Annotated in this window: 18 protein-coding genes and 1 pseudogene; 11 read left to right on the top strand and 8 right to left on the bottom strand. The window is 61.7% G+C overall.

What is annotated here, in order from left to right; translation table 11 throughout:
- The first annotated feature begins 60 nt into the window (after nt 1-60).
- The 8 genes and pseudogenes from AC5RWT_RS19485 to AC5RWT_RS19450 all read left to right on the top strand — a co-directional run.
- Complete coding sequence (locus AC5RWT_RS19485) at nt 61-1068, top strand: LacI family DNA-binding transcriptional regulator (protein WP_494081606.1); 1008 nt, start codon at nt 61-63, stop codon at nt 1066-1068.
- Between the two features lie 78 nt (nt 1069-1146).
- Complete coding sequence (locus tag AC5RWT_RS19480) at nt 1147-1488, top strand: CHY zinc finger protein (RefSeq protein ID WP_494081605.1); 342 nt, start codon at nt 1147-1149, stop codon at nt 1486-1488.
- 1 nt (nt 1489) lies between these two features.
- A complete protein-coding gene (locus AC5RWT_RS19475; RefSeq protein ID WP_494081604.1) occupies nt 1490-2239 on the top strand; it encodes an energy-coupling factor ABC transporter ATP-binding protein in 750 nt (249 codons plus the stop codon).
- The gene (locus tag AC5RWT_RS19470; RefSeq protein WP_494081603.1) at nt 2239-2862 is read left to right on the top strand and encodes an energy-coupling factor transporter transmembrane component T family protein; all 624 of its coding nucleotides are present in this window, start codon (nt 2239-2241) and stop codon (nt 2860-2862) included. The genes AC5RWT_RS19475 and AC5RWT_RS19470 overlap by 1 nt, the downstream gene beginning before the upstream one ends.
- A gap of 43 nt (nt 2863-2905) precedes the next feature.
- Entirely contained in the window at nt 2906-3535 is a 630-nt protein-coding gene (locus AC5RWT_RS19465; protein WP_494081602.1) for a biotin transporter BioY, read from the top strand.
- 695 nt (nt 3536-4230) lie between these two features.
- A complete protein-coding gene (locus tag AC5RWT_RS19460) occupies nt 4231-5469 on the top strand; it encodes an amidohydrolase (protein ID WP_494081615.1) in 1239 nt (412 codons plus the stop codon).
- Between the two features lie 456 nt (nt 5470-5925).
- Nucleotides 5926-6621 (top strand): maleylpyruvate isomerase family mycothiol-dependent enzyme, encoded by a 696-nt coding sequence (locus tag AC5RWT_RS19455; protein WP_494081601.1) that lies wholly within the window; start codon nt 5926-5928, stop codon nt 6619-6621.
- A gap of 361 nt (nt 6622-6982) precedes the next feature.
- Nucleotides 6983-7424: pseudogene (locus AC5RWT_RS19450) on the top strand (ATP-binding protein); the annotation flags it as partial.
- A 32-nt stretch (nt 7425-7456) separates the two neighbouring features.
- Here AC5RWT_RS19450 and AC5RWT_RS19445 read toward each other — a convergent pair.
- From AC5RWT_RS19445 to AC5RWT_RS19425, 5 genes are read right to left on the bottom strand one after another with little or no spacing between them, the layout of a single operon-like run.
- Entirely contained in the window at nt 7457-7675 is a 219-nt protein-coding gene (locus tag AC5RWT_RS19445; RefSeq protein ID WP_494081600.1) for a hypothetical protein, read from the bottom strand.
- A gap of 36 nt (nt 7676-7711) precedes the next feature.
- The gene (locus tag AC5RWT_RS19440; protein ID WP_494081599.1) at nt 7712-8701 is read right to left on the bottom strand and encodes a C-terminal binding protein; all 990 of its coding nucleotides are present in this window, start codon (nt 8699-8701) and stop codon (nt 7712-7714) included.
- Nucleotides 8698-10431, bottom strand: a complete 1734-nt coding sequence (locus AC5RWT_RS19435) for a thiamine pyrophosphate-binding protein (protein ID WP_494081598.1) — start codon at nt 10429-10431, stop codon at nt 8698-8700. Before AC5RWT_RS19435 ends, AC5RWT_RS19440 begins: the two co-directional genes overlap by 4 nt.
- A complete protein-coding gene (locus AC5RWT_RS19430; protein WP_494081597.1) occupies nt 10424-12136 on the bottom strand; it encodes an amidohydrolase in 1713 nt (570 codons plus the stop codon). Before AC5RWT_RS19430 ends, AC5RWT_RS19435 begins: the two co-directional genes overlap by 8 nt.
- Complete coding sequence (locus AC5RWT_RS19425) at nt 12133-13497, bottom strand: MFS transporter (protein WP_494081596.1); 1365 nt, start codon at nt 13495-13497, stop codon at nt 12133-12135. Before AC5RWT_RS19425 ends, AC5RWT_RS19430 begins: the two co-directional genes overlap by 4 nt.
- Before the next feature lie 217 nt (nt 13498-13714).
- On the opposite strand from AC5RWT_RS19425, the gene AC5RWT_RS19420 reads away from it, so the two are divergent.
- Nucleotides 13715-14611 (top strand): Lrp/AsnC family transcriptional regulator, encoded by an 897-nt coding sequence (locus tag AC5RWT_RS19420; RefSeq protein WP_494081595.1) that lies wholly within the window; start codon nt 13715-13717, stop codon nt 14609-14611.
- Nucleotides 14612-14657: 46 nt separating this feature from the next.
- On the opposite strand, the gene AC5RWT_RS19415 is transcribed toward AC5RWT_RS19420, so the two are convergent.
- Nucleotides 14658-17570 (bottom strand): SIR2 family protein, encoded by a 2913-nt coding sequence (locus AC5RWT_RS19415; RefSeq protein WP_494081594.1) that lies wholly within the window; start codon nt 17568-17570, stop codon nt 14658-14660.
- A 592-nt stretch (nt 17571-18162) separates the two neighbouring features.
- On the bottom strand, nt 18163-18684 hold the full coding sequence (locus AC5RWT_RS19410) for a 5-methylcytosine restriction system specificity protein McrC (protein WP_494081593.1): 522 nt from the start codon (nt 18682-18684) through the stop codon (nt 18163-18165).
- Between AC5RWT_RS19410 and AC5RWT_RS19405 the strand changes: the two genes are divergently transcribed.
- The gene (locus AC5RWT_RS19405) at nt 18677-19633 is read left to right on the top strand and encodes a hypothetical protein (RefSeq protein ID WP_494081592.1); all 957 of its coding nucleotides are present in this window, start codon (nt 18677-18679) and stop codon (nt 19631-19633) included. The genes AC5RWT_RS19410 and AC5RWT_RS19405 overlap by 8 nt on opposite strands.
- A gap of 217 nt (nt 19634-19850) precedes the next feature.
- A complete protein-coding gene (locus AC5RWT_RS19400; protein WP_494081591.1) occupies nt 19851-20618 on the top strand; it encodes a hypothetical protein in 768 nt (255 codons plus the stop codon).
- 352 nt (nt 20619-20970) lie between these two features.
- Here the strand turns inward: AC5RWT_RS19400 and AC5RWT_RS19395 are convergent, their stop codons facing one another.
- On the bottom strand, nt 20971-22485 hold the full coding sequence (locus tag AC5RWT_RS19395; protein WP_494081590.1) for a helix-turn-helix domain-containing protein: 1515 nt from the start codon (nt 22483-22485) through the stop codon (nt 20971-20973).
- Nucleotides 22486-22698 lie beyond the last annotated feature (213 nt).

The raw sequence follows: 22698 nt of genomic DNA, 5'->3' as shown, positions 1-22698 counted from the left end.
CCGGTTATCATCTATAGGCTCGGCAGGATAAAGGCGATGTGACACGTTTAGTCGCCGGAGATGAGGGATATGCTGACTGGCAGGGAGATCGCACGGCTAGCCGGCGTATCGCAGGCCACCGTCTCACGGGTCGTGCAGGGATCGACGCGCGTCAGCGAAGAGAACCGGCGCCGGGTCGAGGAAGCAATGGCCAGGTTCGGCTACGTACCTAACGCGCAGGCACGCGCAATGCGTACCCGGCGGTCGGGGACGATCGGTGTCATCGCTGGCGAAATCACCAACCCCTGGTATCCCGAGATGATGTATGCACTGGCTAGGGAGATCGGCATTGCGGGCCTCCGAACCAACTTCTGGGTGTCCGAGGGCGAAAACAGCGAACAGGCAGCGATCGAGGCCATCCGGTCCAAGCTCGTCGACGGGTTGATCTTCACCACCGCAACCCGGGATTCAAAGGCGTTGCGCACTGCGCTCGATATGAGACTTCCAGTCGTCCTCGTCAACCGTAGTTTGGAGGGGGTCACTAGCGATCAGGTCACCGGAGACAACGTTGGCGGTGGCGCGGCCGTCGCAACCTATTTCCTCGCTCACGGCCGCACGGACGTCGCCGTCGTCGGCGGCGGACCGGGGATCAGCACGGGACGCGAAAGACGCAAGGGATTCGTGGATGCCTTCGCCGAAGCGGGAATCGGCATCCCCCTTGCTCGCGCCCCCGAGACAGAATTCACCCATGAGGCGGGCCTCGATGCCGGAAGGCTGTTGCTCGCAGATGACCCGCCGCATGCGATCTTCTGCACGACGGACATCGTCGCGTTTGGCGTCATCGACGCGGCAAAAGAACGTGGCTTGCGTGTGCCCGAAGACCTGTGGGTTGCCGGCTATGACGATATCCCGATGTCGGCGTGGAAAGTGCTTGACCTCACGACAGTCCGGCAACCCATAAAGCAAATGGCCAAAGTGTCGCTTCAGGCTCTCCTCGCTCGAATCGACAACCCCGACACCGCGGTAGAAGAAAAACGTTTCCCGACGGAACTTATATTGCGTGGGTCTACGGGCGTCAGTCACAACTAATGAAATACGTAAGTAAGGGATACTCGTGCCGCTAGAACAGAATTTGCAGCGCTGTGGCTCCTGCCGGAGCGAGAGAAGGTGACGGTGCGACGGGTTCTGGGCAGCCCAGTCGATGACCAGACACGGTGCGTCCACTACCGCACGCCACTGGATGTGGTCGCAATCAAGTTCCGCTGCTGCCGCCAGTACTACCCCTGCCATCTATGCCATCAGGAGAGCGCGGGTCATCCGGCGGTTCAGTGGCCGGCCGACGAGCACCACATCACTGCCGTTCTCTGCGGGGTCTGCAATAGCGAACTGTCCATCCGAGACTACCTTGCGGTGAACGGTTGCCCGCGGTGCGCTGCAGAGTTCAATCCGGAATGCCGTTTGCACTCACAGCTGTACTTCATCACAGAGACCCGCCAGGAGAACGCTTAGGGTGTCGATCAAGCAATCACTCCGGAATCCCTTGCGCCGCGATCAGCCCGCAGGGACATCAGCGCCTCAGCACCCTGGCATCCGGCTGACGGGCGTCTCCGTCATCAGGGAGGGCCAAGAGGTCCTGCGCAGCCTCGACCTGAGCCTGAACGATCACCGCATCGCGGTGATCGGGCTCAACGGCTCGGGCAAATCCACCCTGGTACGCCTCCTCAACGGTTTGCTGCTGCCCACCCGCGGCACGGTCCAGGTGGGCGAGCTGACCACCGCAAAGGACGCAAAGCGGATCCGGCGCCAGGTGGGGTTCGTCTTCCAGAACCCCGAAAACCAGATCGTGATGCCGCTGGTGGCCGAGGATCTCGCCTTCGGCGCGAAGAACTTGGGTTTGAGCGGAACCGAGATCGCGGCCCGGGTTGACGGGATCCTGGATCGCCTGGGCATCACTCACCTGCGCGATCGAGAGTGCTACGCCTTGTCTGGCGGGGAGAAGCAGATGGTCGCCCTTGCCTCCGTGCTGGTCATGAAGCCGTCCACGATCGTGTTCGACGAACCAACCACCATGCTGGATCGGCGCAACCGGCGCCGGCTCCAAGCCGCCATCAGCGATCTTGACCAGCGGGCCATCGTAGTGACCCACGATCTCGAGCTGATCGACAACTTCCAACGCGTCTTAGTGATGCACAATGGGCGGGTCGCCTTCGATGGTGCCCCCGGGGCCGCCGCAGAATTCTACCGCGGAATCAGCGACTGATGACAAAGTCCACCTCAGTCCTGACTTGCATCCCGGCCGGCTGGAAGTTCGCCTTCCTGTGCTTGTCCAGTCTCGGCATCTACGCTGTGGCACACTTGGCCGTTCAGGCCGCGATCCTCGTCCTCGCCGTAGTCGCAGCCTTGCTCACCCGAACCCCGTTGGTCCGTCTGGTGCGGATCCTGGCTGGGCTTCTCGTCATGGCTGGAATCGTCTTCGCCGCCCTAGGGCTTACCAACGGATGGGAGGCGGCCGCGCTCTCGGCTCTACGGCTGCTCAGCCTCTGCCTGTTCGCCTACGCCGTCAGCCTAAGCACGCCGTTCAGCGCGATGCTCGCCCTGTTCGAACGGGTCCTGGCGCCCACCCGGCGCTTCGGTTTGAACCCAGCCCAGATGAGCCTGGCCCTGTCGATGACGGTGCGGTTCATTCCGGAAATCCGCCAGCAGTATCTCGAGGTCCGCGAAGCCCAGTTCGCCCGCGGCCTGGATCATAACCCCCTGGCCCTGCTGGTTCCCCTGCTCGTACGAACTCTCAAGTCTGCCCAGGAGATCGCCCTGGCCCTCGATGCCCGGTGCTACGACTCGGCACCACATCGGCCGCGCACAACCCAGCGCACCTCTGCCTGAATTAGTCCCATCCCAGTTACTTAGCCCAACCTAAAGGATCCTTATGTCCCCCGACACTTCGCAGACCACCCACAACACGGTGCTCGTGGCCGTTTTCGCCGCCATGATCGCCGCCCTCGGCTTGGTCCCGCCGATCACTATCGGCATCATCCCGGTGCCCATCACCCTCCAGACCTTGGGCGTGATGCTCGCCGGCGCGCTGCTTGGGCCTATGCGCGGAATGCTCGCCGTCATAGTCCTACAGGCTTTGGTGCTGGCAGGGCTACCGCTGCTGGCCGGAGGCAGGGGCGGTCTCGGGGTATTCCTGGGCCCGACGGGTGGCTACCTCATCGGCTGGATCCCCGCCGCCCTGGTCATAGGGTTGCTGGTCAAGCACTGGGCACTGAAGCGGACCGGCCGTGCTGCCCAATTCATCGCAGTCCTACTCAGTGTGGTCTTGGGCGGCATCGTGGTGATCTACGCCTTCGGGGTGCCCTGGACGAGCATGATCACTGGTCTGCCGCTGTCTACCTCAGCCCTGGGTTCAATCGCGTTCATGCCCGGGGACCTCCTGAAGGCAGTCATAGCGACGCTGGCCGCTATCAACGTACACCGCAGCTACCGCGGTCTGCTGGGAAGCATGAAGACCACCCGCCGACTGCAGGCAGAGCCCCGCGCCGAAAGTCATCCCTAAGCACCTCCCTAGGAGCCCAAACGCGGTCGTCTCGATCGGCGTTAAATGCTTCGTCCCTGGAACTAGTCCACGGTGCCGATCGGGCGAAACGTCCCGCCGAAAGTCAAAGTCGGGGGTACGACGGAATTCAAAGGCGCCCCCGATCGGCACCGAAAAGTTTCCCTCCCTAATGACGTCGAGGGTTTAGCCGCTCCCGTGGTCACGGATGCCGGAGGTGACCTAATCGCGTGGACACCACATAGTGCCCCTGACAAAACCAGAAAGGAAACCTATGCCAGAGCCCGCTTTGATCATCCCCTATGAAACCTCCATTGCTTCGCGGAAATAAGCGCATTCCTCCTGCATTATCGCGACGAGTTTTCCCGACCTGCACGTCGCTGCAGAACACCCACCCAGCGGCGTCAGCTGGCTCAGACGGTGGATGAACTAGAAGCGGGGCGCAAACATCGCCTATTTGCGATCTGCCCTGGGATGCACCCACACCCGAACCAGGGCTTACACAGGGCCGCTGCCGAGTTACGGCGATTGCTGTGGTGGTGACCGTGGCGTCCTCGTTATCCTGATGCCTCGTCTAGGGCCGCCGAGCCCGCCATCAGAATCGTGGTCCCAACGATCATGGTTCCCGCGCTCCCGCAAACACAAGCAACCACTAAGCTCGTCAACTAAACCCTTCGATCACCTAATGAATGGCCATCATGACCACTACGGTTACTCTCTTCGACCTCTCCGCCAGCCACATCACCGATATGCACGGGACCTACAAATACCTGCACGAGCATCCCGAGTTGTCGATGCAGGAAACACACACCGCCGCATATATTCGCGGAAAGCTCGACCAGCTGGAAATTGAATCCTTCCGTTGCGGAGGCACCGGAGTGGTCGGCATCCTTCGCAACGGTGACGGCCCCGTCGTTGGCTACCGTGCGGACATCGATGGCCTCCCCATGCAGGAAGACACCGGCCTAGACTATTCCAGTACGGCAACTGGCACGCTGCCCGACGGCAGCAAAGTGCCCGTCATGCACGGGTGCGGACATGACGCCCACATCACCGTGGGCCTGACGGCCGCCCGACTCCTAACCGAAAACCGTGACGCATGGTCCGGTACTGCAGTGTTCATCTTCCAACCAGGCGAGGAAACGGCAGCTGGCGCCAAGGCGATGGTCGAGGATGGGCTGTGGGACAGGGCTCCCAAACCGGAAATCATTTACGGGCAGCATGTTTGGCCGGGACTGGCCGGCACCGTGAACGTCAGCAAGGGTACCGCCATGGCCATGGCGGACTCGTGGAAGGTTACGGTCCACGGCCGACAGTCGCATGGATCGCAACCTGAGCACTCCATCGATCCCATCGTGCTTGGCGCCCACATGATAGTGCGCATCCAGACAATCGTTTCTCGTCAGGTCCCTCCAATGAAGTCCGCTGTTGTAACCATCGGAACGTTCCATGGCGGATTGAAAGAGAACATCATCCCGGCATCTGCAGAGTTCACACTAAACGTGCGGACTTTCGATCACGAGGTACGTGACATGGTCCTCGGCTCGCTACGCCGCATCATCAGCGCTGAATCCCACGTTTCGGGCGCTCCCGAACCTTTCATCGAAGAAATTTCGAGCTTCCCGCAGTGCTACAACGATCCGGCCTCCGCCGAAGACCTGATCATGGCTTTGGAACCGGTTCTGGGGAAGGACGCCGTCCGGGAGACACCCCCTGTTATGGCATCCGAGGACTTCGGCCTACTGGCAGAGGCAATCGGAGTCCCAAGCGTGTACTGGTTCTTCGGCGGGCACTCCCAGGAAATGCTCGAGGATGAAACCCCGCCTGCAGGCAATCACTCCCCGTTCTTTGCGCCCGTGATCGAGCCGACGCTAACGACCGGGGTCCGGGCAGCCTTGACGGCCTTGCTGTCGAAGCTGGGGAGTGCTGCTGCATGAGCACCAACCTAGCTAACCCGTCCGCGGTTGAGTCGCATAGTCTGGTCCCTCAGCGCACAACTTTAGAGCGCTCCCCCGTTCACCAAAGTCAAACATAAACACTGGTCTTCCTGGTTCGCGTGTGCCCTGCCTGCAAAAATGCCCGATGAAAACGCTATGGGGCGGCGGCGGCTTCACCTGCAACGATTGGTTATTTGATAAGGCGGACTCGTAGTCCTTCGCTTCGCAGGGTACAGTTCCGTTCCGGCCACCAACAGAACGGCTATGGTTCATCAGGCGCACCGCTCCCCCAAGACGATTCATTGCCAGCACCGTCAAGCTTGATCTGGAGTGTGGAGGTCTCCACCGCGAAGAGGAGTCAGAGAGCCGATAAACCTCGGCAGCCACCCGCGGTGGAGCGTTTTGAAAGGCCTCTACATCAAGTGGTGCTCGCCAGTGGCCCGTTATGCTCGACTCATGTCGTCCAACCGCTACCGTGCAGCGCTGGCCACCAGCCTCGACCGTCTCATCCCGCTCGCATGCCAGCCGGAGAAAATACTGACCCGTTCTGTTCCTGCCTGCCCAGGGTGGACGCTCGATGAGCTGTTCGGGCACCTCGGATCCATCGAACGGTGGGCAGCCGAAGTGCTTCAAGAGGGGAAGCCTGCCGACAAACCGGCCCCGCCGACCACGGACGCCGCAGCATGGTTTATCGACGGCACCAACACTTTCCTGAGGACAATGGCGGCACTTGACCCGGAGGCACAGTGCTGGAACTTTGGCCCGCCCCCGCGCACGGCCGGGTTCTGGCTTCGTCGCCAGGCACACGAACACGCCATCCACCTCGTCGACGCCTGCCAAGCATCAGATCTGGAGGCCCCGGTTCTCGACGAGAACTTCATGCTCGACGGTATTGACGAGGTTCTGTCAATGTTCACCCCACGCCAGTTGCGCCTGGAACTGATGCCACGCCCGGAAGCGGCTGTGACCTTCCGCGTCCCCGGTGCCACCAGCTGGAAAATCGGCCAAGGGCCCTCCAAAGCTTCGATTACCGCCCCATTGCAAGAGATGTATCTGGGTCTCTGGGGCCGCTCCGACCTTGAAGATACCGCAATCATCGAAGGTGACGCCGCCTTTGCACTCCGCGTCCTGCAAAGCCCGCTCACACCCTGAACCAAGCCGTGGGATCCTCGGTCATGACTGACCCAATGAACGGTCGCTCATAAGACACAGGGGCGTTTTCCCTCGACTCGGCGTGCCTTTTATATGACCGTGTCCACGATCTATGTGAGCGATGCAGCTTGGGCGCTGCTTCCTAAGACCCAAAGCATTCCATATGCCGGCACCCGAGGTCCCTCCGGCCGCTCCTCCACGGCCAGGGATCCCCATACCAATGCAAGATTCGAATGCGCATCTGCCCAGTCCGCAAAAAATGCCGGTGGTGCGGCTATCCGTTGCAGCCATTCCCCCATGACGAGTCACTTCACCGCGTCCTCCGCCTTTTCAGCATCGAGAGGATCTCGCTGCCGGCGCGCCACCCGGATCAGGCAAGCATCTGGCCATTGGGCTGGGCATCCGCGCAGCACGATCGGGGCACCGCGTGCTGTTCGCCTCGACCACGGAATGGGTGAACCGGTTGCAGGCCGCTCACAACGAAGGGCCGGCTGCAGGCCGAACTGCGCAAGCTGCGCCGGTGTCCCGTCCTTATCGTCGATGAAGTCGGCTACGCCCCGTTCGAAGCCGAGGCCGCGAACTTGTTCTTCCAACCGGTCTCGTCCCGGTATGAACACTCATCGCTGATTCTGAGCAGCAATTTGCCGTTCGGGCGGTGGGGCAAAGTCTTCGCCGACGACACGTTCCCGGCCGCGATGATCGACCGGCTCGTTCACCACGCCGAGGTCATCAGCCTCAGGAGCTATTCCTACCAGACACGGGCCAGAAGAAGCCGAAAATTGACCCCCATTGGTACTTTTTAGTTTTTGGTCGTGTGGCAATCAGCAAAAAGGGGTCAAAATTTGGCTGGCGTTGACTGGAAATAGCGAACTGACCGGAAGCGGTGTTCGACGATGCCCAGGTACCGCGGCCTGAGATGGTTCACATCCGGCAACGTCGTCGCCGCTGAATTGATCGCTCCCTGAACCAGCCACCACGAGACCCCGAAGGCGCGGGCCGCCTCGAACACCGCGCGGGAGGAATCAATGACCGCGGCGACCAGCGACTCCTTCAACCGGCGGGTGGAGCGTGCAAATGACGGAACCTCTCGCTACCAGGCCGCCGGGGCGAGGGACGGGGATGCGGCGGCGATCGGGGTCTCGGGTTGCCGGCCTTGCAGGCAGGCGATGATGTTCCGGGCCGGCAGCGCGACGTATTCGCGCAGCGAGACGTTGCTGCGGTAGGCGGCGTGCGGCGTGACGATGGCCGAGGGGTGAGTGACCAGCGGGTGGTCGGCCGGAGCCGGTTCCTCCGCCAGGACGTCCAGCATGGCCCCGGCGATGTGGCCGGAGTCCAGGGCTGCGCGCAGCGCGAGTTCGTCCACGAGGGCTCCGCGCGACACGTTCACCACGTAGCTGCCCGCCGGCAGGACGGCGAGGTTGTCGGCGTCGAGCAGGTTCCGGGTTTCCTCGGTGAGCGGTGTGTGCAGGCTGACTACCTTCGACGCCGCCAGAACCTCGGCGAGTTCGCCGCGGCGCACGTCCGCCGGCCAGGCTTCGTCGGGCACGAAGGGGTCGTAGGCGATGACGGACCCGAAGACCGGGGCGGCCAGGCCGGCCAGGTACTGGGCGATGCGCCCGAACCCGACGAGTCCCAGGGTCAGCTCGCTGATCCGCGGCGGCACCGGGATCCCCTCCCCCGTCCAGTCTCCGCGTCGGGTGGCAGCCTGGGAGCGCGGGAGCTCGCGGATGAGCGAGAGCATGCCGGCGAAGGCGTGCGTGGCTACATCGCGGGTGGCCACCGAGGGCACGTTGCAGACCGTGATGTTCCGGGCGGCCGCCGCCTCTAGGTCGACCATGTCGAAGCCCGCCGACATGGTGGCCACGGCCCGCAGGTTCGGCATGGCGGCGATCATCTCGGCGTCCAGGGTGGCATAGCCGAGGATGATTCCCTCGCACCCCGCCGCGGCGTCGAGAATGGCGGCGCGGTCCCGAGTGTTCAGGTAGCGCGCCTCGATACCGGCCTCGGCCAGCAGTTCCAGGGCAATGGAGTAGTCCAGGTCCTCGGCGTCGGTAATGAGGACGCGCGGGGAAGCGGTCATGCCTGGTCCGCCTGGGCGAAAAGCTGCGCGGGCACGTGGATGAGTTGCACTCCGCCGTCGGCCAGGGCTTGGCGGATGGCCGGGGCGAGTTCGGCGGCGTCGTGGATCCGCCGTCCGGTACCGCCGAAGGCAGTGGCCAGGGCGGCCCAGTCTGGCTGCACGAGTTCCACGCCCACCGGCTCGATGCCGCGATCCAGCTCGTTCTGGCGGATCTCGCCGTAGCCGCCGTTGTCCGCGCACACCACCACCAGATCCAGGCGCTGTTCGACAGCGGTCACCAGTTCCTGCACCGCGAACATCAAGGCGCCGTCGCCCACCACGCAGACCACCGGGCGGTCCGGCGCAGCGATGCGGGCGCCGATGGAAGCCGGCAGTCCGTAGCCGAGCGTGGCATAGGCCGGGGTGTAGAGCAGCGAGTGCGGCTGGTCCTGCGGCACAAAGCTGGCCGTGCCCAGGTACGTGGCCTGGGAGGAGTCGCCGCCGATGATGGTCGACGGCGGCACGGCGGCCGCCACCTGCTCGGCCAGCGCGGCGAACTCCGGGGACAGCGCACGGGCGGCGTCGCGCAGCACCGGGCGCAGCCGGGCCGCGCGGTCGGCGCCGCGGTCTCGACGCCCGTGGGTCTCCACGCGCTCGCTGGCGCTCGCTTGGTCGACCACCGGACGCCTGATACCGCCGTCGTTGTTTTCCTGCAGTGCGGCGAGCAGTTGGGGCACGACGGCGGCGCTGTCACCAACCAGCGGAACGTCGGCCGCGATGTTCTTGGCCATCTGCCCGGCCAGGATGTCCACGCGGATCACCGTGCCGCTCGGGTGCAGCCGGTTGAACCAAAGCTCAGCGTCGCCCACCTTGGAACCGATGACCAGCAGCACATCGGCTTCCTCGCAGAGCTGTTGCGCGGCGGACAGCCGGATGTCCGAGCCCAGCGCCAGCGGATGCGACTCCGGGATAGCGCCCTTGCCGTTGAGCGTGGTGATCACCGGGGCGTCCAGCGCTTCGGCCAGCTGCAGCAGGTTGCTGCCGGCGCGCAGTGAACCGCCGCCGGCGAGCAGCACCGGCCGGCGCGATTCGGCGAGCAGCTGGGCGGCGTGTCGGATGGCCTGGGCGGACGCGCCCGCCGGCTCACGCCGCGGCGCAGCCTGCAGCAGATCCGCCGGTGCGTCCGAGGGACCCTCGAGCACGTTGAGCGGTACTTCGATGTGCACCGGCCGCGGGCGCCCGTAGCGGAAGAGTTCGAAGGCGTCGTGGATGCCCTGCACCGCCTCGGTGGCGGAGGTGACCCGGCGCGACCACTCGACGATCGCGCCGACGGCGGCCGTGGCGTCCTTGGTCTCGTGCAGCGAGCCGATGTCGGCGAACTCTTCGCCTTCGGGCACGCCCGGCGAGAGGATGATCAGCGGCCGGGACTCGCAGTAGGCGGTGCCCGCGGCGGAGAGCGCATTGAGCAGGCCGGGCCCCGACGTCGTAATGACGACGCCGGGCAGGCCGGTCTGCTGTGCCCAGCCGTCGGCGGCGTAGCCGGCACCCTGTTCGTGACGGGTGGTCACCGGGCGGATGCCCAGCGGTGCCAGGTGGCGGTAGAACTCCAGGTTGTGCGTCCCGGGGATGCCGAAGATGGTGTCGATGCCGTAGTTCCGCAGGACGGTCATGACGGCCAGGCCGGTGTTCTCGGCGACGACTCCATCGGGCAGCGTAACGGTGGGGGTGGCCGCCGGGGTGTGCTCAGACATGCTGGACCTCCGCGTTGAGTCGTGCAGGGCGGTCGGCCGTGAAGCGCTGGATGCCGTCCACCCAGGTTTCCAGGACCTGGATGTCGGCGATCTCGGCGGCCTCGACGGCCAACGGGTCGCCGGCGAGGACCACAAAGTCGGCCCGCTTGCCCGCGGTCAGCGACCCGAGGTCGTCCTCGCGGCCCAGGGTGTGGGCGGCGTTGATGGTGTGTGCCGCCAGCGCCTGGTGCGCCGTGATGAGCAGCGAGTCCGAACCGAGCTTGACGCCGGAGCGGGTGATGCGGTTGGTGGCGGCCTGGATGGCTTCCAGCGGCTTGGGCTCGGCCACGGGGGCATCGGAGCTGATGGTCACGGGCACGCCGGCCGCCACGAACTCGCCCAGCGGGTTGAACCGCTCGCCCGGAGTGCCGACGGCTTCCTTCACGCCCTCGCCCCAGTTGTAGTAGTGCTGCGGCTGGTTCACCGGGTGGATGCCGGCGGCGGCCATCCGGTCGATCTGCTCCAGCGTGGGCAGCCCGCAGTGTTCGATCCGGTGCCGCGCATCGGTGTCGGGACGTTCCGCCTGCGCGGCCTCGATGGCGGTGATGACCATCTCCAGGGCCGTCGGGGACTGCGCGTGGGTGGCGGTCTGCAGGCCCAGCCGGTGCGCCTTGGAGATCAGCGCGGCGTAGTCCGCCGGGTCGTGGTAGAGCTGCCCGGTGCGGCAGGGGTCGCCCACATAGCCGTCCGGGAAGTACGCGGTCCAGCCGCCCAGCGTGCCGTCGGCGTAGAACTTGAAGCCGGCGAAGCTGAGCCGCGCGTTGCCGAACTGGCCGTGAAGGCCCATCTCCGCGGCCTCGTCCAGCAGGTGCGAGAGCAGGTACATGCTGACCCGGACCTTGAGCTGGTTTTCCTCGGCCATTCGCAGGTACATGTCGAACTCGCGCCGGGACACCTGCGCGTCGCCGATGGTGGTGACGCCGCCGGCCAGGAAGTTCTCCTGCGCAATCCGCAGCTGGCGCAGGTGCTCCTCGGGGGCGTCGGCCAGGTGGAAGTTCGGGCCATGGTGGCCGATCTTCACGCCCTCCAGCCCGGTCAGGATGTTGCAGGCCGCGTCGGAGAGCTCGCCGGTCAGTTCGCCGGACGCGTCTCGGAAGAATTCGCCGCCGGCCGGGTTGGGGGTGTCTCGGGTGACGCAGTGCAGTTCAAAGGTGTAGGAGTTCACCACGCCGCCGTGGCCGGAGGCGTTCATCAGGTAGACCTCGCGGTCGGTCGCGACCTCGTCCAGCTCCTGCCGGGTGGGGTGGCGGCCCTCCACCAGGTTGGTGTGCTCGTAGCCGAAGCCGCGCACCGGCAGCCCGTTGGGTGTCTCGGCCGCCCGTTCCTTCAGCAGCGCCACGATTTCCGGGATGCTGCCGGCACGTTCCGGCCCGCAGTCCACCCAGGTCTTCAGCTGTCCGTACATTAGCGGGTGCGCGTGCGCATCGATGAAGCCCGGCACAATCGTGGCCCCGCCAACGTTGTGTTCCTTCGGCTCGGGCAGCCCCAGGCCGACGGCGGCGGCGCGGCACTGTGCCTCGCTGCCCACGGCGAGCAGCCGGCCGTCGTGCACCAGCATGGCCTCCGCCGTCGGGCGCTCCTCATCCATGGTGTGGATGGTTGCGGCCGTGATCAGCTGCGGGATGAAGCTGGTTGCGGGAGCGTCGAAAGTCTTGAGTTTCCTCACCGGAAGGCCTCCAGGTTGGTGTTGTTGTTGGTGCGTGCGGCGTCGGCGTCGGCCGCTGCGTCGTCGTATTCGTCCTCGTCGCGGTGCTGCGGGGCCATCGCCAGGCAGACGATGCTCAGCACACCCATGGCGCCGAACATGCCCAGCACTGGCCAGACGCTGCCGGTGGCGCCGAACAGGAAGGTGGCGGTCAGCGGGGCCAGGGCGGCCCAGACGGCGTTGGCCATCCCGTAGGCCAGCGAGATGCTGGTGTAGCGGGCCTGTGCGCGGAAGAGCTGGGACAGGATGGTGGCGGTCGGCGCGTAGGTGGCTGTCATGACCAGGCGCATCGCGGCGAAGGCCAGGAAGATCAGCCATTCCGGTCCGGTGGACATCAGCAGGAACTGCGGGACGATCAGCACGATCGAGCCGACCAAGCCGAAGAACATGACCCGCTTGCGGCCCCACCTATCGCCCAGCCAGGCGACGCCCAGCGTGGAGATAAGTTCCACCAGGGCGGCAACGGACAGCGCGTTGAGGATCATCGTTTCGTCCAGGCCCACCGCCGGGTCGGTGCCGTACGCGGTGGCGAACGAGGTGGCCAGGTAGTAGCCGCCGGTGGAGATGGGCAGCAGGCCGATGCCGATCAGGATCGGCTTCCAGTTGGTGACCAGCGCGTGCTTCAGCGGCAGGGTCTGGACCTTGCCTTCGACCTTCTCTTCGAACACCGGGGATTCCTCCACCCGGTAGCGGACCCAGAAGCCCACGCCGATCAGCAGCACGGAGAGCAGGAACGGGATGCGCCAGCCGCCGTCCAGCAGGAACGTCTCGCCCTGCGCGGACAGGAAGCCGAAGATCAGCGTGGCGCCCAGCGCGCCGGCCGGGTTGCCCAGCTGTGCGAAGCCGCCGTAGAACGTCTTGTGTTTCTCCGGCGCGTGCTCCACCGCCATCAGCACGGCGCCGCCCCACTCGCCGCCGACGGCCAGGCCCTGCAGGGCCCGCAGCAGCACCAGCAGGACGGCGGCCAAGGAACCGATGTTCTCGTGGGTGGGCAGCAGGCCCACAAACACGGTGGACAGGCCCATGATCACCAGCGTGATCACCAGCGACGGGCGCCGGCCGAACTTGTCGCCGATGTGCCCGAAGATGATGCCGCCCAGCGGGCGCATGAAGAACCCGACCGCGTAGGTGGCGAACGCGGCGGCGATGCCGGTCATCCGGTCCGCCTCCGGGAAGAACAGCGGGCCGAACACCAAGGCCGCGGCCGTGGCGTAGATGTAGAAGTCGTACCACTCAATGGCGGTGCCGACGAAGGCCGCAAATCCGGCGCGGCGGGCCCGGGCGTGGCTGAACTGCGGCCGGGCTGCTGACGTGTGTGACATGGTCTTCCACCTTAAGGTGTGGGCATGAGTGCCGTTGTGATCTATGCGACCTTAGGGCCTGAATCACACTGGGACAAGAGCAGAAACTTTGCGTTACGGACCCCCAAATTCACTTTCGTGCCGGTTCCAGCGCAACATTTTCCGGAAGTGCTTGATTGTGGCCCGAATCACTGGATAATTGACGACGGCGGTGCTCACTTGGGAGGTTAAGGAAACTTTGGCGGATTCCACCGAAACGATCGACACAAAACTGGTCCGTGCCCTGCAACAGGAAGGCCGGGCCAGCTACCAGGACCTGGCGCGCGAGCTCGACCTGCCGCGAGCCGCGGTCTCCGCCCGGCTGCGGGAGCTGCTGGACAGCCACACCGTCCGGGTGGTGGCCGCCGTGGACCCGGCGTTCCTCGGCCAGCACGTGATCGCGCACGTCTCGGTGGTCGCGTCCGGGCCGGTGCGCGAGATCGCCAAGCGGCTGGCCGAATGGCCGGAAGCGGTGCTGGTCTCCGCGGTGGGCGGCACCCATGACCTGATCGCCGAGATCCGCGTCGCCACGCACGACGAACTGCACGCCGTGCTCACCCAACTCCGCGAACATCCAAACGTCGCCTACATCGACACGCTCGTCTACACGCGTGTGGTCAAAGGCTTCTTCATCTCGCAATACGCCGGCGAGGTCGCCATCGACCACGTGGACACCCAGCTCATCGAGATCCTGCAGCAGGACGGCCGGACCAGCTACCGGGACCTCGCCGCAGCCGTGGGGCTCACACCCACCGCCGTCCGCTCACGGATACAGCGGCTGCTGGACGCCAGGATCATCCGGATCAGCGCCGTGGAATCCCGGGGCGCCGGCGGCCGTCAGCTCTCCATGGGCGTCGGCCTGAACCTCTCCGGCGACAACGACGCCGTCCTGGAACTCCTACGCAGCTCATCCCACGTGGAGTTCGTCGCCCAAACCGTCGGTCGCTTCGACGCCATCGCCACCCTCGCCGCCCAGTCCCCCCGCGACCTCCTCGCCCAGCTCGAAGAAATCCGCAACCTCCCCGCCGTCAGCCGCACCGACTCCTGGCTCCACCTCGAAGTGATCAAGGAAGACTACGCACGGCATGTTCTCTGAAGCTGCTCCCTTACGGCGATCATGGCCTTCAAGGCGCAGTCACCGCCTAAGCATCCACTCCGACCGAACCAATTTCACGTGCCGCAGATGAATCCAATGCACGTTTCTGGGCTTTCTTCTGCATAAGGGCTTGCTCCACACGAGAGCGACTGGCCTTTCGCTGGCTATCACTTTCAAACTTATACTTCGAGACTGACAAATGTGCGATATAGCGGAGCAGAGCACGTTCATCTTCGGAGGAAAGACTGGTTTCAAAGTATGTATAAGAGCAAAATGAATGAAAAAATCCAGAAATAACCTCAAGTGTCGAGTACTCCTCCGTGACCTTACCCAGCTTGCTCGCCCATCCAGCTTCATGTATATCAAGCAGCATAAAAGCAGCAGCGACTGCCCCGTCCGGATCCTTGCCGAAGGCTTGTTCATCGATTGCTTTATCGAGAGCCTTCAATAGTTTTCGTGAAGACAGGGACGCTGAAATGCCAGAAAGGGTCATAATCGCCGGGAAAACCTCAACTGCTTTTTCTATAAAATCAGGACGATCAGAATCATCCACCTCAAGCACCTGAACCATTGTTTCGACTGCATGCTTCACCGCTTCATTCAATGCCGGGTCAGCCGCAAAGAGGCTGAGGAACCGACCCCACCCGGTCAGGACCTTGATGAGTACTTTTGCCTTAAGCGCTGGATCAGGGACCTGGTCGCAGTCCCGCAGAACTGTCGAGACGACATCCAAGACAATTGAATATCGGTAGGCAGCAGGAAGATCCTCAGGGATAGTTAGTGGGAAGGCTTCGGGCTCCGAGTAAGGCACGATTGAGTCGTCATGAGCAACCTCTGGCTCAGGAACTTCAACAGTCGATGCGCCGTTGGGGTCTCCAATCACTAGAGTCTCTAGTCTGTCCGCCAGGTCAGCTGGCGCGTGCATTAGATCAATGCGCTTCAGCGCTGCTCGCCCATCAGTCAGATACTGTGACTGATCTAGATACTCCTCCATTTTTAGAAGCAAGTCCGTTTCTTGGCGCCTTAGTGACGCATAATGACGGATTATTGGCGCAAAAAGAGTCGGATCTTCGAGAATTACCGTGCGGAATTCTGCACCATTCGCAGCAGCCTTTGCCGCAAACAAATAGAGATAACTGTGATGACTGAATCGAATGAGCCTCCCGTCACTCCTTAGGACTCGCTGAGCCTTAAAATACTCCAACAGTTCCACAGCTGACTCAGATATGTCTCTCGTCTCGAAGTAGTTCTCGATGCGGCTGATTACTACTGAACCAGCCAATGAGCCCGCCCGCTTTTCGACGTAGAGCATGGCCAAATCTGCCAGTACAGCCTCGCGAAGCCCCGAGTCAACGGACCATCGGGCGTCTTCATCGACATCCCCCCGACCGAGGAGCTGGCTCACGTACTGATCCAACAGGCTGGTGTGCGAGCTATTTGCAGAAACAGAATTTCCTGCCAGGAGAATCGAAGCCAATAGGGAAGCGATGAAAGGTGTCTGAGGGAGATTCTGTTGTGAAAGAACAGCCAAGACACGTTCAGCTACGGATTCGGACCGGACCGGAGTAGCGAGGCTGACCAACCTGATGACATCTTGCTTGCCGAAGGCGCCGACATAACGCACGTCAGGAACTATTTTTGCAGAGTTTAGGCGCTCCACCAACTCAGTTTCATTTTCGGATCGGCACCCAATGAAGACCTGACGGAGATTCAAGGAGAGAAGATCTCCGATCATTTGATCGCACAGTTTGCCGGCGTATGGCGTAACATTGTCAATTCCGACAACTGCATCAGTAATGTCATTTTCACCGTTAGGCAAAATGTTGAGCATGCGAGCTTGCTGTCGCAGTTGCACGATCAGAGGCTTCCCGCCCTTGTGGAACTGTTTAAAATCGACCAGCACGGGAGGGGAGGCCGTCATCTCTGCTGCTTGGTCCAGCAGCCATTGCAGCGTCGTTGTTAAGCCAGAATTCTCATCGCCGACGATTACAGTGACCCCTTCGATCCTGCTGACCTGATAGGGGTCACACCGCTTAACCTTCTTGTGTTCTGCGATGTGTTCCGCGGTTCGAATCTTGTCACTTGAAATCGGGAAAAGAACGGGTGGCACTAGAAGCTCATCCACCCGACGAGAATCTCGGTCAATCGTGTTTTCGCAGACGATTGTCTGTGATCGGACCTGATCGGCCAATGCATCCTTGGCGAGTTGAACCGGGTCTAGAATTAGTCCTTGGGGTGAGAGAACGGCTTGCCTATCTGAGCTAGGCGCAATGCTAGCAAGAAATGTAAGAAGATCGGCATAGTTTTCCCCGTACGAGACCGGCTCAATATGATCCGATGCATGAGCTGCCAATAAAGCGGGCAGTTCAGATTCTTTGCAGAGTCTAAAGTGTTGGAGGTTAGTATTATTAAATGCTTTTCGATGCCATTGAATCAAGCGTGAAAAGTTCGGATCAGAAAGACCCGCTCCAACCCCCACATAGATTATGGACTTAAGAGCTGACACTGCTCGTTGCAGTTCTTGCGCTGTATCACTTGCAAGTAATCGCGTATAATCGCTCTGACTAAAAATTACTGATTCTGGTCTTTCCCATATTCCATGCAGATGACCGATTTTGTTCGAATTGCCAACTAGAACGTCTTGAATTTCGTTGGATTCCATCCAGGTAGTAGACGGCCGGCTGGTTGCCTGTTCGATCAAGGTATCGTAATTGGTTGTCAGTATAGGGCAGCCAACTTCGTCCAGTGCCTGAGGCCACGTCTGGTCGGTAGCCGTCAACTTGCCCACCGTTTCTTGCAGCCAATTAGCAAGAGCCATACCGCCAGCCTCGACGATCTTTTGCTGGACCAATCCTGCAACTGAGATCAGAGCCTCGGTGTCATCATTGGCAACAGCGTAATCGTATGTACTTCGGATCATTCCAAACCAAGTTTTCGCAGCCATATCGCGCTGTTCCATGTAGGCCAGGCTTTGCTCGATGAGTCCGTTCCAGCTGGCGCACGCTGAGTTGCTCGAGCTTGAGATGGACAAACCGGTGCCAACGATGAACACACATCGCCCCTTGGCCACAGCATCCTGAAGTTTTTGCATGACTCCCTCTCTAGGCTCAGCTGACGTGACTACATTCTGCCAGTTAAACTTTTCATCTCCTGCTAGTACGCTGGCCCAGCCGCCACATGAATGCACGGGGTAGTACGAAACCAAGATGAGTGACGTTCAGTGCGGGCCGTACAGGTGCCGCTGTCTCGTGTACTGGGTGAAGGCATGAAACTGCCTTCTCGCGCTCTCCTTAAGCAGTGTCGGCCTGCAATGTCAAGGCGTCATCGTGGTCCGGCTACCCCAATGCGTACCAGCCAGATACGGGCCTACTGCACCGCGCTCAACGTGCCGAAGGCCGGGCTCTTCTATGCAGATGCCGGGCCTGTGCGCGTATGGAAGGTGACAATTCCGACGTCGACATCGTCGAGTTCCCGGTGGACACATCGCGGTTGCCGGAGGAGATTCTGCCTACGCTCCTGCGAACGACTCGCCATGATCCAGATGCGCCAGCCTACCGCGCATCCCTGCTGATAGGCGCGTCGCTGGAGCATCCGACGCAGCGCGGCGCGCAGGATCCGGTTCTTGGGGATTCGATGGTGGACTCGTCGTAGGAGACCCCCAGCGGCAGAAGCATACCGGGCCGGAGTGTCATTTGATCGCTGACCCGAATCCGGCCGCGCACAGTCCGCGGCGAAGCCTCGACATAAACGTAGCCGGTCAGTGCACCGCGGGACTGCGCCCGCTCCCCCAGCCTGACCAGGGATTCAGCCAGTGCCGAGAACAGGTCCTTGTCCTCGGTTGCTACCACTTCGTGGGGTCCGAAGCTTGGATTCCGAGCGGAGTCGAGCAGAAACAGCAGCCGGTCCAGACCAACGTTCGCCTTGGGCCTGACCTTTACCAGCAGCTCGCCCGCCTGCACCGCGCCGACGCACCCGATCGGCAAAATCCGCCAACCACCCCGGACATCCGGCTGAACTCCATGCGGATAGGCTACTAAAGCATCGTTACGGCTTGTAGGGGGATCATTGCTCACTCAGTTCTTGCCTGGCTTCAGGGACTTCAGAACACCACTCGTCACTGGCTATCTGTGGTTAACCGTCGCATGGCTTTTGCTGGATATGCCGATCCCCGACAAAACTGAAACGACCGGCGTCATGGGCTTGATTAACTGGCTGAGCGGATACACTTCGTCCGCTGCAGTGCTCGCCGTCCTTAGCTTCCTGGCGTACGTCGTTGGTATCTTGCTGACTATCGATGCCAAACTGGCGACGCGGTTGGTTGTTGATAATGGGTTTCAACTTCAGCGCAGCATGAACGAAAAAGGTCGTTCGGCCTGGAGGCGCCTGAAGCACAAAGACAACGTGTCATATAGGCGATCCCTAGCGCGCGACTCGGAAACAACATTGGTCAAGCTCCTCTGGCAGGCGTTCACTCGTGTCGAGTTGAGGGACGTTGACTGGCAAACGCTGTACAAGAAATACAACCTCCCTCATCCAAACGATGAAGATCTCCAAATCCTTCGAACGGAGCTCCGAGGCAATGACGACATGGTGAACCGACGACTCCGCAAGGATGGACTCCGAGAACTCTCAAAAACGCTCAGCCGTGAGTTGGACGAGGAAATCCCCATGCTCGCTACGAAGCTGCAGGAAAAGAGCCCTGAGCTGTTTGGAACTTATGACAGAGACAGGTCGGAAGCGGAGTTTCGTCTAAGCATCGCCCCTCCTATTGCTGTGCTGTCCGTCCTCGTGATCCTGCAAGGCATTGCCACTGACTGGGTAGTCGCAACTATTGCCGCGTGCGCCGGCCTTATAGCCGCGGTTGTTCTGGCGCGGAAAGGGTGGGTCAAAGTCCTAGACTCGACGAGCGTTGTAGTAACTGCTCTAGAGATCGGGACCGTTACCTCGAACGTGCTTGAAGGTCTTGACGAGTTGAAGGGCCAACGACGCAGCATCGACCTTCCCTCGGCCTCTGTCGGTTGAAAGCAGGTCGACGCTCCGACCATGGCTGGAAGTTCCCGTTTATACACTGAGATTCCCGAGCCCGTTCCGAATGACAGTGGCGCTGCTTAGTACTATCTTGCGCGCAGCCCATTCTTTATCTTCATGGTGTCTCCCGGTTTATTTAGCCTCTTTTTGAAAAAGTGTTCTTTGTAGTCCACACCTTCAACCGCGACTTCCTCGGTGCTAAAATCCTTCCATGATTACTGATCCCTCTGAGCCTATTCGCATGATGCTTGCCCTAAATAGGTCGTATGCTGAATCAGCGAAAAAAATACAGGACCTCGCTCGGGCATCGGTTCCGAATGTCGAATTATCTGGCAGGCGAATGGCTGCAATTGTGGCCAAATGGCAAGCAACCCCTGAGATGCAGCAACGCATGACCAACATGATCAGCGCGTTCGTCGAGCAGAACAAGCAATCAGAAGATTTCACCCGACTTGTTCAAAGCATCGAAGCGGCCAGGGCAAGGATCCATGTCCGGTGGGCACAGCCTGATCCCCAGACAGCTGCTCGCTGGAAGGGGATGATCGCGTCTATCAACCGCTTGGCGGGGGTCGAGGTCGAAATTCCCCGAGTTGACCTGTTCATCGAGAACGCCAGCAGGCTAAGGCAGGATGCGGCTGGAACGGAAATTGAAGAGGCGGCTGACGAGTTCGTCGGCTCACTGCCCGAACTAGCCGAGTCAATACAGCAGCTTGAGCAACTTATTGACTTCACCGACCCTGAGCACCGACAACTCATCGTCTGGGCCGTCAAGATTGCTGTGTACCTGACATACGTGTCGATCATCTTGGGATTTGGGCCCATCGCGCTCACTGTTGCGGGCGTCCTCTCTTTTCTTGGCGTCGAGCCTCTACCGCTAGCAAATTCAATTGCGAATAAGGTGGGCGACGCCCTTGAAGAAAGGGCTGGGAGGAGCGACGACGCAACTGAAGAAAAGGATGCCTCGCAAGATGTCGAGTGACATCGAACTCGTTGCATAGATTCGAGGTACTTCGGCCCCAATCCGAAAGATGCCTCGACGAGCTCGACTTCAAGAAACTCAAGCGTGCATCTGCTTCCACCCGCCGACTACGAGTATTCGGAATAGCGGCAGATCTCTGGACGCTTCAGCGACTTTTTGCACCGTCTCAACCTGTGTACTGGTAAGCGTGTTGGACTAGTTGACGTACGAGCGGGCATCAGCGACATTCACGCTCTGCGAGCCGGAGATGTTGACTTCATTCATACTCAGCCCTTCAGAAGAAATCGCCTGATGGACAGATTGCTCAGTCTCGATGACTCGTATTCCGTTCGAAGTGATAGTCGGTCTTGCCCTACATTCCCGAGTGCGCCGCCAGGAACGAGTACACCTCCGTTTCGTCGACTCCAGGGAAGGCGCCGGGCGGGAGGGCTGCGAGGAGGTGGGAGTTGGCGCGGGCGCTGGGCCAGGCGTTGCCGGCCCACTGCGCGGCGAGGTCGGCGGGTGGGCGGCGGCAGCAGGATTCGTCGGGGCAGTTGGAGACGGAGCGTTCGGTGGTGTCTCGGCCGCGGAACCACTTCACTTCCTTATAGGGAATGCCAATGCTCAGCGAGTACTCCCCCGATGAGTGCCGCTCGGTGATGGCAGTGCACCAGAAAGTACCGGCCTTGGTATCCGTGTACTGGTTAAAGGCACGGAACTTGTCCGGCACGTCAAACACTGCACGTGACGTCCAGTTGCGACAGACCGGCTGGCCTTCGATGGCGCCCGTGTGGTCGGCCGGGAAATTCACGCCGTCATTTTCGTAGGCCTTATGGATGATGCCCGAAACGTGCACCTTCTGGAAATGGCACGGGATGTCCAGATGATGCGTGGCCAGGTTGGTGAAACGGTGCGCAGCCGTCTCGTAGGAAACGCTGAAGGCGTCGCGCAGGTCCTCGATCGCCAACTCCTTGGCGGCCTTGGCTTTCTGCAGGAAGTCGACGGTGGCGTGCTCCGGCATCAGCAGGGCGGCGGCGAAATAGTTGGTGTAGACGCGCTGGCGGAGGAAGTCCGCGTAGTCAGTGGGCGTCTGATGCCCAAGGACGTAGTGCCCGACGGCTTGCAGCAGCACGGAACGCGGGTCATGTTCCGACCGGTGTCCCTGCGTCAGATAAATTCTGCTGTTCTTCAAATCCGTCACGGACCGGGTGGAATGCGGCAGATCGCTGACGTACTGCAGGCTGAAGCCGAGGTGTTCGGCGATGTCCGCGGCCACGTGGTGGGACAGCGGGCCGCCCTTGAACCCGACGGCCTTGAGCAGCTCCTGGGCCTGGGCCTCGATGTCCTCGTAGTGGTTGTTGCGCGCGCGCATTTCCGCCCGCAGTTCGGTATTGGCGCGGCGTGCTTCCTCCGGAGTAGCGGCCTGCTCGTCCAGCCGGCGCTCCAGCTCGTGCTGCAGCCCGACCAATGACTCGAGCACGTCCATGGAAAGCCGTGAGCTGACGCGAACTTTTGGCAGCCCGAGCGACTCATACAGCGGCCCGCGCTGGTAGCGTTCCAGCTCGATCTCCAGCGCTGCCCGGCGGCTGGGCGGCTCGGCCCCGAGCAACTGGTCGATCCCCACGCCCAGGGCTTTGCCGAGTGCCTGCAGCATGCCCAGCTTGGGCTCGCGCTTGCCGTTTTCGATCAGTGAGAGCTGCGACGGCGCGGCGTTGACGGCGGCACCCAGATCGTCCAGGGTCATGCCCTGGGCCTTGCGCAGATGTCTTACCCGCCGGCCCAGGCTGATGACGTCGACTTCGGGCTCTGGAGAGGCACCGTCGTCGTGCTTGGAGGGACGATGCCAGCTGGTAGTTGCCATTTCTTGAGAATACGAGAAGAAGTGCAAATCTTTCCAGCATTTTCTGTGGATTACCTGTCGTGACCTGCGGAATAGTCGGTTTCACGAAGAAGTTCGACCCGCTACCAAGGAGAACAGCAATGACTGCAGCATTTGAGCCGGCACCGATGAACGCTGAGGAAGCGGCCAAGGCACTGGAGCTCGAGTGGGCCGCCGATTCCCGCTGGGAGGGCATCACTCGCGACTACACCGCAGCGGATG

The organism is Arthrobacter sp. Dra40, from assembly GCF_059091905.1.
This window is presented reverse-complemented; position numbering and strand designations above follow the sequence as displayed.